The sequence below is a fragment of the Streptomyces sp. NPDC052079 genome (assembly GCF_040680275.1).
Lineage (GTDB): Bacteria > Actinomycetota > Actinomycetes > Streptomycetales > Streptomycetaceae > Streptomyces.
Genome location: NZ_JBFAWL010000026.1, coordinates 69,308 through 80,970, shown reverse-complemented (window position 1 = coordinate 80,970; position 11,663 = coordinate 69,308). Strand labels below are relative to the sequence as shown.

General features: G+C 70.3%; 10 protein-coding genes and 1 pseudogene. 7 read left to right on the top strand and 4 right to left on the bottom strand.

The window, feature by feature from the left end; all coding sequences use genetic code 11:
* Positions 1-101 precede the first annotated feature (101 nt).
* The 4 genes from AB0L56_RS27880 to AB0L56_RS27865 all read right to left on the bottom strand — a co-directional run bounded on the left by AB0L56_RS27880 (position 102) and on the right by AB0L56_RS27865 (position 4,784).
* Positions 102-1,595 carry a glycoside hydrolase family 3 protein gene (locus AB0L56_RS27880; protein ID WP_365427893.1) on the bottom strand — a complete coding sequence of 498 codons (1,494 nt, stop codon included), beginning with the start codon at positions 1,593-1,595 and terminating at the stop codon, positions 102-104.
* A gap of 9 nt (positions 1,596-1,604) precedes the next feature.
* Positions 1,605-2,435, bottom strand: a complete 831-nt coding sequence (locus AB0L56_RS27875) for a carbohydrate ABC transporter permease (protein ID WP_361026280.1) — start codon at positions 2,433-2,435, stop codon at positions 1,605-1,607.
* Positions 2,432-3,418: a sugar ABC transporter permease gene (locus AB0L56_RS27870; protein WP_365427890.1), complete on the bottom strand. Its 987-nt coding sequence runs from the start codon at positions 3,416-3,418 to the stop codon at positions 2,432-2,434. Before AB0L56_RS27870 ends, AB0L56_RS27875 begins: the two co-directional genes overlap by 4 nt.
* An 88-nt stretch (positions 3,419-3,506) precedes the next feature.
* Positions 3,507-4,784 carry an extracellular solute-binding protein gene (locus tag AB0L56_RS27865; RefSeq protein ID WP_365427887.1) on the bottom strand — a complete coding sequence of 426 codons (1,278 nt, stop codon included), beginning with the start codon at positions 4,782-4,784 and terminating at the stop codon, positions 3,507-3,509.
* A 371-nt stretch (positions 4,785-5,155) separates the two neighbouring features.
* Between AB0L56_RS27865 and AB0L56_RS27860 the strand changes: the two genes are divergently transcribed.
* The 7 genes and pseudogenes from AB0L56_RS27860 (at position 5,156) to AB0L56_RS27830 (ending at position 11,661) form a co-directional block, all read left to right on the top strand.
* Positions 5,156-5,920, top strand: coding sequence for a GntR family transcriptional regulator (locus AB0L56_RS27860; protein ID WP_365427884.1), 765 nt, complete (start codon positions 5,156-5,158; stop codon positions 5,918-5,920).
* A 159-nt stretch (positions 5,921-6,079) separates the two neighbouring features.
* Positions 6,080-6,223, top strand: coding sequence for a hypothetical protein (locus AB0L56_RS27855; RefSeq protein ID WP_365427881.1), 144 nt, complete (start codon positions 6,080-6,082; stop codon positions 6,221-6,223).
* A 143-nt stretch (positions 6,224-6,366) separates the two neighbouring features.
* Entirely contained in the window at positions 6,367-7,392 is a 1,026-nt protein-coding gene (locus tag AB0L56_RS27850; protein ID WP_365427878.1) for a phytanoyl-CoA dioxygenase family protein, read from the top strand.
* Complete coding sequence (locus AB0L56_RS27845; protein WP_365427875.1) at positions 7,389-8,720, top strand: DUF6271 family protein; 1,332 nt, start codon at positions 7,389-7,391, stop codon at positions 8,718-8,720. Before AB0L56_RS27850 ends, AB0L56_RS27845 begins: the two co-directional genes overlap by 4 nt.
* A pseudogene (locus AB0L56_RS27840) lies at positions 8,717-9,871 on the top strand (type III PLP-dependent enzyme); the annotation flags it as partial. The gene AB0L56_RS27845 and the pseudogene AB0L56_RS27840, both read left to right, overlap by 4 nt.
* 54 nt (positions 9,872-9,925) lie before the next feature.
* On the top strand, positions 9,926-10,456 hold the full coding sequence (locus AB0L56_RS27835; protein WP_365427902.1) for a GNAT family N-acetyltransferase: 531 nt from the start codon (positions 9,926-9,928) through the stop codon (positions 10,454-10,456).
* Positions 10,456-11,661: an MFS transporter gene (locus tag AB0L56_RS27830; RefSeq protein WP_365427872.1), complete on the top strand. Its 1,206-nt coding sequence runs from the start codon at positions 10,456-10,458 to the stop codon at positions 11,659-11,661. Before AB0L56_RS27835 ends, AB0L56_RS27830 begins: the two co-directional genes overlap by 1 nt.
* Positions 11,662-11,663 lie beyond the last annotated feature (2 nt).

Here is an 11,663-nt window from a genome sequence, read left to right as displayed (position 1 = left end):
CCGTCCGGCGTTTGAGGACGAGGCCCGAAGGGCCGAAAGGGGGGTCTGGGGGCGCAGCCCCCAGGGACGGGACGGGAAGGGGCGGCGGGGGCGAAAAAAGATCACCCGTGGCCGGCGACCGCCTCCGCCGCCGCCACCCCGCAGACGCGGGCCGCGCCGTGGGTGGCGATGTGCAGGGCGCCACGGGGCGGTGACTGGGGGACGCCCATCTCCACCACCACGGTGTCCGGGTCAGCGGCGAGCAGCGTGTCCACCGCCGTACGCATCCACGCGTGCCGGTGCTCGTCGCGGACCACGGCGACCACCCGCCGGCCGGCCGCGGCCTTCAGAGCCTCGTCACCGGCCAAGGCACCGGTGAAGCTGCCCATGGCCGTACCCGGCAGCAGCCGCTCCAGCTCCGCCCCGACCCCCCACGGCGTCTCGTCACCCACGGCGATGTTCGGGGCCGGATTGAAGGTGGCCACGAACACCGGTCCGGTGACCGGCGAGGAGCCCGCGCCGCGGGTGACGGTCACCGCGCGGCGGGCCGCCGTGAGCCCGATCTCCGGCTCAAAATCCGCCGGCGCCGCCGGGGAGCGTCGTACGCCAGCGGTCCATGAGGCCAGGGAGCGCACCCGGCCCGCCGCGTCGGCAAGCCGCTCCTCAGGCAGTTCGCCGGACCGCACGGCGGCCACCAGCGCGTCCTGGAGGCTCTGCACGGTGTCCTCGTCACACAGCCCGCCGCCCACGCAGATCGCGTCGGCGCCGGCGGCGATGGCCAGGACGACCCCCTTCTCGAGCCCATACGCGCCGGAGATGGCCCGCATCTCCATGCCGTCGGTGACGATCAGGCCCTCGTAGCCGAGTTCGCCGCGCAGCAGGTCGGTGAGAATGCGCCGGGAGAGCGTGGCCGGGCGCTCCGGGTCGAGGACCGGTACCCGGATGTGGGCACTCATGACGGCACGGGTGCCGGCCGCGATCGCCGCCCGGAACGGCTGCAGTTCACGCTCGTGCAGCGTCGTGGCGTCGAGGTCGATATGCGGGATCGCGTGATGCGAGTCGACGCTGGTGTCGCCGTGGCCGGGGAAGTGCTTGGTGCAGGCGGCGACGCCGGTGGACTGCAGGCCCTCCACGTAGGCGGCGGTGTGCCGGGCGACCAGGGCGGTGTCCCGGCCGAAGGAGCGAACGCCGATCACCGGGTTGTCGGGGTTGGCGTTGACGTCGGCGGAGGGCGCCCAGTTGAAGTTGACCCCGCATGCGGCGAGCCGGCGGCCCAGTTCGCGGGCGACGCCCCGGGTCAGCACGGTGTCGTCTACCGCGCCGAGCGCGTGGTTGCCGGGGAAGGAGGAACCGGTGCGGACCTCCAGGCGGGTGACGTCGCCGCTCTCCTCGTCGATGGCGACCAGCAGGTCGTCCCGCTCGGCCCGCAATTGCGCGGTGAGGGCGGTGACCTGCTCGGCCGTGGTGACGTTGCGGCCGAAGAGCGCGACCGAGGCGAGGCCCTCGCCGAGCCGGCGGCGTACCCAGTCGGGTGCGGTGGTGCCGGCGAATCCGGGCTGGAGCACGGCCAGCGCGTCGCGGGTGAGGGTGTCGGTGCCGGTGGTGAATGTCGTCATCGGGTGGCGTTATCCCTTCACGGCGCCCGCGGTGAGGCCGCTGACGGCCTTGCGCTGCAGGAAGACGAAGAGGATCAGGATCGGAACGGAGACGAGGGATGACGCGGCCATGGTCGCACCCCAGTCGTCGCCGAACTGGGTCTGGAACCGGGAGAGCCACAGCGGCAGGGTCTGTGCCTCGGCGTCCTTGTTGAGCACCAGGACCAGGGCGAACTCGTTCCAGGCGGTGATGAATCCGAACAGCGAGGTGGACATCAGTCCGGGCGCGAGCAGCGGCAGGATGACCCGGCGGAACGCCTGGCGCCGGGTGCAGCCGTCGACCATCGCGGACTCCTCCAGCTCCTTCGGCACGGCGGCGACGAAGCCGCGCAGCGTCAGGATGGTGAAGGGAAGGATCATCATCGCGTAGAAGAGCGTCAACGGCACGAGGCTGTTCAGCATCGACGCGTCCCGCACGATCATGTACATCGCGATGATCATGACTTCCCAGGGCGCCATCTGGGCCAGCATGAAGACGATGATGAAGCCGCGCCGCCCCCTGAACCGCATACGGGCCAGGGAGAAGGAGCCGGCCAGCGCGATGATCAGGGAGAAGACGACGGCCAGAACGGTGACGGTCAGCGAGTTGGTGACGTACGTCCAGAAGTGGTCGACGTCGACCGCCGTCTTGAAGTGCTCGAAGGTGACGTCGGTCGGGAACCAGACCGGGTTCTCCGAGACGATGTCGCCGGTCGGCTTGAAGGCCGTGGCGAACATCCAGTAGACGGGGAAGACGAAGCCGAGGAACAGGACGACGGCCGTGATGTTGGGCCACAGACGGCCGATGAGCGAGCGCTTCACAGCTCGTCCTCCTCTTGCTTGAGCACGATCCGGAGGTAGTAGGCGGTCAGGCCCAGCAGGATCAGGATGGTGAGGACGGCGATCGCCGCGCCCATGCCGTAGTGCTGGTTGCCGACGCCCTCGACGTAGGCGTAGACGGGCAGGATCTCGGTGAGCCGATCGGGGCCGCCGCCGTTGAAGGTGAAGACCTGGACGAACGCCTTGAAGACCCAGATGATCTCCAGGAACGTCGTGGCCAGCAGGAACGGCCGCAGGAACGGCAGGGTGACCGTGGTGAAGCTCCGCCAGGCGCCGGCGCCGTCGAGGGAGGCGGCCTCGTAGAGTTCCTTCGGGATGGTGGTGGTCGCCGCGTAGAGGCTGATGGCGACGAACGGGATGGACATCCACACGATCAGCAGGATGACGACGAAGAAGGTCGACATCTGGCTGCTGGTCCAGCTGTAGTCGGCCATGGAGTGCCATCCGAGCTTGTCCAGCACCCAGTTGACGACACCGAAGCGCTGGGCGAACAGCCACTGGTAGACCGTGGTGGCCGCGACCGGGGGCATCGCCCAGGCCAGTACCAGGCCGACCATCAGGGTGAACCGCATCCGCGGGCCGAGGCGGGCGAGCAGCAGGCCGATCAGCGTGCCCAGGACCATGATCAGGACGACGTTGACCGCCGTGAACACGATCGAGCGGAGGGTGACCCGCCAGAAGTCCTCGCTGGTGAGGGTCTCCTTGTAGTTGTCGACGCCGTTCCACTCGGTGACGTGCTGGATCAGCTGCGCCATGTTGAGGTTCTGGAACGACAGCAGTACGTCCTTGAGCAGCGGCCAGCCCAGCAGCAGCACGGTGGCCACGCAGGCGGGCAGCAGCAACAGGTACGGGGCGAGCGCGCCGGCGCGCGACGCGGCTCTCGTTTTCTGCCTGCCGGGTCCGCCGTCGTCCGCTTTGCGGACGTCCGCCGGACCGGAGGGCGGCCGTTCGGTCTGCACGGTCATGCTCGCGATCTCTCTTCTCGGCCTGTTCAACGCCGGGGCGGGGACCGTCGTACGGCCGGTCCCCGCTCCGGTGGAAGTGCTTGCGCTTCTACTGCTGCTGCGCCAGGCGCTTGTTGAACTCGCCCTCGACCTGCTTGGCGGCGTCGGCCGGGGACTTGCCGTTCAGGACGGCGGTCAGATACGTCTTGATCGGGTTGGGGTCGTTCTCGACCGGGGCCCACTCGGGGATCAGCGGCGTGGTGCCGCCGACGGCGGCGGCCGGAGCGGCGGCCTCGGCAGGGGCGTTGCCCTCGAGGTTGCTCTGCAGCGACTCCTTGTTGGGGATGACGCCGTTGAGCTTGGCCAGTTGGCCCTCGAACTTGTCGGACAGCGCGATCTTCAGGAACTCCTTGGCGAGTTCCTGCTTCTTGCTGCCGGCGGCGACGGCGAGGTTGGAGCCGCCGAGGAAGACGCCCTCGGGCTTGTCGGCGGTCGCACCCGGGATGGTGAAGTAGCCGATCTCCTTCTCGATCTTCGGGTTGGCCTTGATCGCGATGCCGGCTTCCCAGCCCATGCCGATGAAGGCGCCGACGTTGCCCTTGGCGAAGACCTCGCCCTGCTGGGGGGTGGCCTCGTCCTTGTCCTTGGGAGCCCTGGACAGGCTCTGGAACTTCTTGTACGTCTCCGCGGCGGCGGCGACCTTCGGGTCGCCGAGGTTGGAGACGTAGGTGTCGCCGTCCTTCTTGACCAGCTCGCCGCCCTCGCCGATCACCAGGCCGACGAAGTGGTACCAGTTCTGGCCGGGCAGGTAGATCGGCTCGGCGTCGGTCTTCTCACCGATCGTCTTGAGCGCGTCGTAGAACTCGTCGCGGGTCTTGGGCGTGTCCTTGAGGCCGGCGTCCGCCCAGACCTTCTTGTTGTAGAGGACGACGCGGTTGGCGAAGTACCAGGGCGCCGCGTACTGCTTGCCCTCGAACACGGACGCCTCGTTGAGCGACTCGGTCCACTCCCCGCCGATCTCCGACTTGAGGTCGGCGAGGTCGGCGAGGCCGCCGGTCTTGGCGTAGGCCGGGGTGTGGGTGTTGCCGATCTCGAAGACGTCCGGGGGGTTCTCCTCGGAGAGGGCGGTGGTCAGCTTCTGCTGAATACCGTTCCACTGCTGGACCTCGAACTCGACCTTCGCCTTGGTCTTCTTCTCGAACTCGGCGGCAAGGTCCTTCTGCCACTGGTCCGGAGAGGAACCGTCCATCACCCAGACGGTGAGCGTCTCGCCGGCGTAGCCGTCCGCGCCTGCCTTCTCGTCACTGCCACCGTCGTCGCCGCCACACGCGGCGACGGAGAACAACACGCCCGCGACACCGATCGCGGCTATCAGCTTGCGCTTCACGCGCCACCCCTCCTCAGGAATGCCTTCCACACCCACGCCCTCGGCGGTGACCCCCGCAACGGCGCAACAGCTCGGCGGGCTGGGACCCGGCTTCCTCTAAATGGTTTAGACCAGCAAGTGGAGCTTGGCCTAGACCTATGGCTCTGTCAAGGGTCGTGAACCCACGCCTCGATAACGGCTCGGACACCCCTTCCGGGCCGCAGAACTCCGCCCAAACGGGGATGGGTTGACCGTTGGACTAGACCAAAGGGAGAACCCACGGTTATAACGGATCGCCGAGCGTGCGGCGCCGACCCCGGCCGTCCGCCGACGTGCACCGCGGCCGGCCCCCTGCCGTCCGCGCGCCGGACACCGCAGCCGGAAGGCAGGTCATGAGCACGGACGTCAGCAGCGCCCAGGCCGACACGGGGGCGCCGGGCCGTATCGGTCGCGTTCCGAAGTACTACCGCATCAAGCAACGGTTACTGCAGATGACCGACGAGCGGGCACCGGGCTCCCCGATGCCGGCCGAGCGCCTGCTCGCCGTCGAGTTCCGCACCTCCCGCACCACGATCCGCAAGGCCCTGCAGGAGCTGGTGGGCGAGGGCCGGCTCGACCGCATCCAGGGCAAGGGCACGTTCGTCGCCCGCCCGAAGGTCTACCGGACGCTCCAACTGACCTCGTACACCGAGGACATGCGGGCGCAGGGGCTCAGCCCCGCCTCCCAGGTGCTGGACATCGGGTACATCGCCGCCGACGCCGAGCTGGCGGCCCTGCTGGAGGTGGAACCGGGCGACAGGGTGCTGCGCATCGAGCGGTTGCGGCTGGCCGGCGGGGAGCCCATGGCGATCGAGGCGACCCACCTGTCCGACCGGCGCTTCCCCCGGCTGCGCCGCAACCTGAGCCGCTACACCTCGCTCTACACCACCCTCGCAGAGGTGTACGGTGTGCGGCCGGCGGAGGCCGACGAGACCATCGAGACCTCTCCGGCGACACCGCGGGAGGCGGGACTGCTCGCCACGGACGTGGGCCTGCCGATGCTGCTGCTCTCCCGCCACTCGCGGGACGAAACGGGCACGCCGGTGGAGTGGGTCCGCTCGGTGTACCGCGGCTCGCGCTACAAGTTCACGGCCACGTTGACCCGTCCGGGGCCTTGACCGGGCTTTTCGCCGTCAACTCGGGGCGTTTGGCGGCCAGTTCGGCAAGACCTTCCTTGACAGGGCCCATTGGTACAGTCCAGCATTAAATGGTCTGAACCATTCGTGGCGCACTCTCTGTCGCCCGCGCCGCGCGCAGAACCCGCACGGAGGTCCCGCATGACCGAGAAGAGCCACCCGCGGCTGTCGCGGTGGGCGGACTCCGTGCGCACCGGGGCGTCCCGCCCGGGCGGCCTGGCGCTCGGCACGCTCGACGACATCGATGTCACCGAGCCGAGCGCCGAGTCAAGACCAACCCGCTGAATCCGTGGCGTAGCGGCACGGCCGGTCAGCGATTTCTTCGTCGCTGCTCTTGGCCCCTATCCCGGCTTCCCTTGTCCTCCCCTTTGCCCTCTCCTGTCCTGTCCGCATGCCGTGAGTGACCCCGATTTTTCCCGGAGTACCGCATGACGACGCACCACCGTTTCTTACACCGCGCCGCCTCCGAGCGCCCCTACTTCAGCGCCGACGGCGAGACCTATCTCGCCGCGACGCAGCTGAGGCATCTGACCAAGGACCTGCCGCTGCGGGTGCTTTCGGAGGAACAGTTCGCGTCCTGGCAGAACCACGGCTACGTGGTGGTCCCGGAGGCGATATCCCGCGACGCGGCCAAGCTGCTGCTGGAGTTCGCCTGGGAGTTCCAGGGCCTCGACCCGCACCGCCCCGACACCTGGTACCCGGAGCGCACCTTCCGCTCGGACCTCGACCGGGACCTGTACGTCTACGGGTTCGTGGAGGCGTACCACCACCAGCGGATCTGGGACAGCCGGCAGACCCAGCGGGTCTACGACGCCTTCGTGGACGTCTGGGACTGCGAGGAGCTCTGGGTCACCCTGGACCGCCTCAACCTCAATCCGCCCAATGTGAAGAACCGCTCGCGCTCCCTGATCGACCCCACGGACGAGGGCTTCGACATCGAGCTGCACTGGGACGTGGACACCACGGCGAGCGTGCCGCCGCAGCGGGTGCAGGGCATCATCGCCCTCACCGACACGGAGCCGGACCAGGGCGGTTTCCAGTGCTCCCCGAAGCTCTTCCGCCGGTTCGACGCGTGGAAGGCCGCCCAGCCCGCCGACCGGGACCCGGTCCGTCCCGGGACCGACCGCACGGAGTTCCCGGTGGTCCGGCCTCAGTTGGCGGCCGGTGACCTGCTGATCTTCAACGGCATGCTGGCGCATGGCGTGGCCGGCAACTCCTCGGTCGACGGGGTGCGGGCGGTGCAGTACCTGTCGATGATGCCCGCCCTCGAGGAGCACGAGGAGCTGCGCCGGTCGCGGGTGGAGTCCTGGCGCACGCTCAGCACGCCCGACTGGAACGCGACCCTTCTCGGCGACGCCGTGCAGCACGAGTCCCTGCGCTACGCCCCCGCCGAACTCGACGGTCTCGGCCGCAGGCTGCTGGGGCTCGACAGCTGGCACGAGAGCACACGATGAGGCAGGAAACCGACGTGCACCGGATATGTCTGGCCCTCCCGACCGACCGGGAATGCTCCGCGGCCATCACGGCCATCGGCGCCGAAGCCGCCGACGCCGTACGGCACTTCGACGTCGAAGTGCATCTGCTGATCCTCGACTCCGCCGACGAGCCGACCCGCGCGGCCCATGCCAGGACGGCCGCCGCGCTTCCCGAGGTTCGCGGCGTGGTCGTCCACCATCTCGACGAGTCCGCCCAGCGGGACTTCCTGCGCCGCGCCATCGACCGGGCGGCGCTCCCGGAGCCGGAGCGGATCCTCGACCTCATGCTCCCGGACGCGCTGTCGTACGGCGCCTGCACCAACCGGGCGTTCCTGATCGCGGCCGCGCTGGGCTGCCGTTCGCTGCACCGGCGCGACTCCGACTGCAACTACCAGGTGTTCAAGGGCGAGCCCGTCCACCCCGTCCACCACGAGCTGGCCTCCCTGGGCAAACGGGCCCGTGACGCGGCCCCCGGGGTCTCGCGGGTGACGCTGGATCCCGCGATCGCCGACCGGACCGTGTCGATGGTGGGCGCCTCCTTCATAGGGGAGCTCTCCGTCGACATCAGCCGGATCGCGGAGCTCGACAAGGAGGTGTACGAGGAGGTCGTCGGCCTGTGGGGGCCCGGCCACTTGTCCGCCGAGCAGCGGCGGGAGCTGGTCGAGGAGTCCTTCAAGGGCGCCGGAACGCACCCCTTCACGGGAGACCACTCGACGCTGACCCTGGTCGATCCGATGCGCGTCGACATGTCCAACATCGCCTTCGACCGGGACGTGTACGAGCGGCTGCCGCTGCCGCCCGCCACCGCCACCATCGGCAGCGACTACTTCCTCATCCACGCCGTGTACGACGCCGGGCTGCCCGGCGTCCTGCACAACCGGCACATCGTGAACTGCTACACCGGGCAACGCCGCACGCACGCCGGCTTCATGGCGTACCAGAGGCGGTTCGTGAAGTTCCTGCTGTCGATGCTGTACCTCCACTACGTCTACGAGCGGATGGCTGACGCGGGTTCCTCCCTGCTGGACGACGGGGGACGGCTCGACCCCGCGCCCTTCGCCGCCTTCCTCGCCGAGAGCGTGCGGCTGGACCGTACGGAGAACGAGCGGCGGCTGGACACGGTGGCGTCGGCGTACGCGCGACTGGGCGGGGAGTACGCCGAGTTCGCGCGCGGCATGACGGCGGACCGGGAACGCCTGCTGGACGAAGCCGCGTGGGACACCGAGGAGTTCGTGCGTCTGATCGGGGCGTGGGAGCCGCTGGTGGGAGCAGCCCGGTTCACGGACGTGCGGAGCACGCCCCGGTGAGCACGGCCCTCCACACCGCCCTCGCGGCCGCCGACCGGGACCAGTTGATCTACGACCTGGACGGTATCGCCGGCCGGTTCGACAGCCTGACCGAGGAACTGCCCGGCGCCGGGATCCGGTTCGCGATGAAGGCGTGTCCCGTGGACGAGGTCCTGGCGTGTCTGGCCGACCGGGGCTGCGGCTTCGACGCGGCGAGCCCCCGGGAGATCGCCCAGGCCCTGGCGACCGGGGTGCCCGCCGACCGGATCCACTACGGCAACACCGTGAAGTCCGACGAGAACATCGCGGAGGCCTACCGGCTCGGCATCCGGGACTTCGCGACGGACAGCCTGGAGGACGTGGCGGCACTGGCCGAACACGCCCCCGGCGCCCGGGTGTTCTGTCGGCTGGCGACCAGCGGGCAGGGGGCGCTGTGGGGGCTGAGCCGGAAGTTCGGCTGCTCAGCTGAGGACGCCGTACGGGTGATGACGGCGGCCCGGGCCGCGGGACTGGTCCCCGCCGGGCTGTCCGTGCACGTCGGATCCCAGCAGATGACCACCGAGGGCTGGCAGTCGGCCTTCGCCACCCTGGCCGACGTGCTCACGGCACTGCACGACCGCGGGATCGTGCCGGACCACGTCAACCTCGGGGGCGGCCTGCCCGCACTCGGCTACGCCGACCGCAGGGGCATACGGCTGGAACCTCCGCTGGACAAGATCTTCGCCGTGCTGCGCGAGGGTGTGCGGACGCTGCGGGACCTCTCCCCCGCTCCGCTGGACGTGCTGCTGGAACCGGGACGCCACCTGGTCGCCGACCACGGCGCGATCAGGGCGCATGTGTCCCGGCTGACGTCCCGCGGACGGCCCGACGGGCAGCCGGAGTACTGGCTGTATCTGAGCTGCGGCAAGTTCAACGGCCTGTACGAGATGGACCAGTTGCAGTACCCGTTGGTCTTCCCGACCCATCCCGCCGATGCCGAGGCCGTCCTCGCCGTCATCGCGGGCCCCACCTGCGACAGCGACGACGCCTACGCCCACGAGCACCGCCGGGTGCGCGTGCCGAGGGACGTGGCGTCGGGGGACCCGGTCTGGGTGATGTCCGCCGGCGCCTACGCCGCCAGTTACACGACCGAGGGCTTCAACGGCTTCCGTCCGCTCCCCCACACCTGTGTAGGGGGCGGCGGCACGGCCCCGGCAGTCGGCCGGCCGGGGCGGGAGGACGTACGGATACGTCCCGTCGCCGCGGCGGACTGGTCCCGTATCGCCGCCCTGGAGGCGGAGGTGTACGGGCCGGTGTCGCTGTCCGAGGGACGGGACGCGCTGGAGTCCCGGGGCCGTGCCTCACCGGAGACCTGCTTCGTCCTGGAGGCCGGGGACCGGATCGCCGGGTATGTGCTGTCGCTGCCCTACCCGCCGTCGCGGTACCCCGACCTGACCCGGGCGGAGGACAAGCCGTTCGGCTCCCGCAATCTCCATCTGCACGATCTGGTCGTCGCGGAGGAACTGCGCGGCCGAGGACTGGGCGGCAGACTGCTCCGTCATCTCACGGCCGCCGCCGCGAGCCGGTCCTACGACCGGATCTCCCTGGTCTCCGTGGGAGGGACGGCGAGCTTCTGGGCGGGCCACGGCTACCGGCCCGAGCCGGGCGTGGCACCCCCCGTCGGCTACGGCGAGGGCGCCGTCTACATGTACTGCCCGCTTCCGGGCCGCACCAGCGGCGGCCCGCCGCCCGGGTCAAGGAGTGACGAGGAGTACTGATGTCCGCATCCCCACCCGCACCCGCCTCCGGCTTCCGGCGTGGCCGGCTGGCCACGGCCGCGCTGTTCTCTTTCCTCGGCTTCCAGTACGCCACCTGGGTCTCGCGGCTGCCCGCCCTCAAGGACCGCTTCTACCTCGACGAGACCCGGGTCGGCCTGCTGCTGATGGCCTGCGGGGTCGGGGCGGCGGTCTCCTTCCCCCTGGTCGCCCAGCTGATGAAGCGGCTGGGGTCACGGCGGCTGGCGCTGTGGTCCGCGCTGTGCCTGGTAGCGGTGCTGCCGACGCTGGCCGCCGCCGGGAACTACCCGTTCGTCCTGGCGGTGGCATTGGTCGACGGGGTGGCCGTCGGCTGCCTGAACGTCGCCATGAACGCGCAGGGCGCCGCGCTGGAGTCCCGGTACGAGCGGGCCACCATGGCCCAGCTGCACGCCACGTTCAGCGGCGGCGCGCTCGCGGGTGCGCTGCTGGCGTCCGGCATGAACGCCGTGACGCACGCCCTGACCGCGCACTTCGCCCTGGCCGCGGGGCTGCTGACGCTGCTGCTGGCCTCCGCCCGGCCCGGTCTGCTGACCGACGAACCCGATGCGCGGGCGGAGGAGTCGACGCAGGAGGCATCCGAGGCCAAGGGGCTGCGCAGGCTGACCGGCGCCGGCCGGGCGGCGCTCTGGCTGGGCGCCGCCATGATGCTGGGCACGATCACCGAGGGCGCCATGACCGACTGGTCGACGCTGTATCTCACGGAGGAGACGGGGGCGTCCGGGCGGCTCGCGCCGCTGGGTATCGCCGTGGTCTCCGTGATGATGGTGCTGGCCCGCCTCCTCGGCGACCGCTGGCGGGAGCGCTGGGGCGACGCGCGTGTCGTCCGGGTCGGCAGTGTGGTCGCCGGGACGGGTCTCGCCCTCGCCCTGGCGACGGGCGGCACCTGGCCCGCGCTGGTCGGCTTCGCGTGCGTGGGGCTCGGTATGGCGACGGTGACCCCGTGCGTCTACGTCGCCGCCGCCGCGGAGGGCCCAAAGGCACTGACCCTGGTCGCCGCCACGGGCACCACCGGCCTCCTCGCCGGCCCAGCACTGATCGGTTTCGTGGCGGGCCGAACCAGCCTGACGGTGGGCATGGCGTTGGTGGCGGTCTCGGCCCTGCTGGTGTCGGTGACGGCGAGACACCGCACCTGGGACGCGCCGCCCAGCAAGGCACTGACCGGCTGAGG